The organism is Plebeiibacterium sediminum (assembly GCF_026013605.1).
Lineage (GTDB): Bacteria > Bacteroidota > Bacteroidia > Bacteroidales > Marinilabiliaceae > Saccharicrinis > Saccharicrinis sediminus.
Window position 1 is genome coordinate 1 of the sequence record NZ_JAPDPJ010000192.1, and the last position, 1,583, is coordinate 1,583.

The 1,583-nt window shown below is 38.8% G+C and carries 2 protein-coding genes; both read left to right on the forward strand.

Annotated elements, in window-relative coordinates; all coding sequences use genetic code 11:
- The first annotated feature begins 157 nt into the window (after positions 1–157).
- A complete protein-coding gene (locus OM075_RS24990) occupies positions 158–442 on the forward strand; it encodes a transposase (RefSeq protein ID WP_301193291.1) in 285 nt (94 codons plus the stop codon).
- Positions 439–1,275 (forward strand): IS3 family transposase, encoded by an 837-nt coding sequence (locus OM075_RS24995; RefSeq protein ID WP_301193292.1) that lies wholly within the window; start codon positions 439–441, stop codon positions 1,273–1,275. The genes OM075_RS24990 and OM075_RS24995 overlap by 4 nt, the downstream gene beginning before the upstream one ends.
- Positions 1,276–1,583 lie beyond the last annotated feature (308 nt).

The window sequence follows — 1,583 nt, forward strand, 5'->3', positions numbered from 1 at the left end:
ACTCCATCATCAAATGCTGTTTCCATCTCGTCTTTTTTTATTCGTTTGGGTTGTATATAAGGAAAGCCAAGCTCAAATCCTTCCCGGTTCATAGTATAATACTCCCCGCTTTTAGGACAACTGCTTAAGACAAAAATAATATTTACATTTAAGCAGTATGAAAAGACGAAATCACACATCGGCCTTCAAGGCTCAGGTTGCCATTGAAGCCTTGAAAGAAAGAGAAAGCCTATCAGAGTTAGCGATGAGATTCAAAGTTAGTCAGAGTCAGATTAGTAAGTGGAAGCAAGCCTTTCTGGAAAACTCAAGCAGTGTTTTTGAAAGAAGCACTCAGAAACCACAGGAAGAGCAGGTTGACGTTCAGGATCTCTATAAAAAAATAGGAAGGCTTGAGATGGAAAAGGATTATCTAAAAAAAAACTTAAAGAAACTGGGTCTGTGAAAGTGTTGCGAGAGCTTGTGGATCCTCAAAGTAAATTGAGTATAAGTGCGCAATGTGCTTTGATGGATATTAGCCGCAGTGGGCTTTATTATAACACAAAAGGTGAATCTGAAGAGAATCTTGAAATCATGCGTTTATTGGATTCTTTTTTCATGGACCACCCGACATACGGAGTGTTTCAAATGCAGGATTTATTGGCAGACTCTGGGTATGCCGTGAACGTAAAACGCGTACGCCGCTTGTTGCGCAAGATGGGGATAATGGCTATTTACCCACAGCGTAATTTGAGTAAAATGCTTCATGCCGAGTATGTTCATCCTTACTTACTGCGGAATCTTGAGATAAACAGTATTAATCAGGTGTGGGAGATAGATATCACCTACATACCGATGGCAAAAGGCTTCATGTACCTGACTGCAATCATTGATGTTTACAGCCGATTTGTTGTTGGTTGGGGGTTATCTAATACCTTGGATGCCGAGGCCAGTATTAAGGTTCTGAAGGAGGCTATAATTACGCATGGCAAGCCACATATCGTTAATTCAGATCAAGGCTGTCAATTCACCTGCCACAAGTGGGTTAACCTCTTGAAAGAAGAGGGTATCAGAATCAGTATGGATGGTAAAGGACGTGCGCTTGATAATATTTATATTGAGCGTTTATGGAGAACAGTAAAAAGAGATTATGTATATTTGAATCCAGCTGATGATGGGTGGGAATTGTATCAGGGACTGAAAGACTTCTTTGAACACTACAATTATCGTAAATGTCACCAGGGAATTGGCAGAAAAAAACCATTTGAGATATTTATCAATCAAATGGCAGCAGCATAATAAATCGTTGTTTTTTTTACAGATGACAAAGGTATATTGAGACGTGAACCTGACAAGGTAGTACCCAAAAATCTCCACCCTTAACAGGGTAGTATTTTTAGCGCTCCACCTTGTCAGAACCCCTTGCTCAATAAGTAAAGTATCTGAAAAGAAAAAACGAAAAAAATTGTCTAAAGAACATCAAGTAGCTGTCCAGTAATTGGGGAGTAGTATATAGTTTCTAACTGACTTTCGCTTATAGTTGATAGTATGTAAGGAAATAAAATACGCTCTTCCCTGAATTTAATGGCATGCATATTAAAGAATAT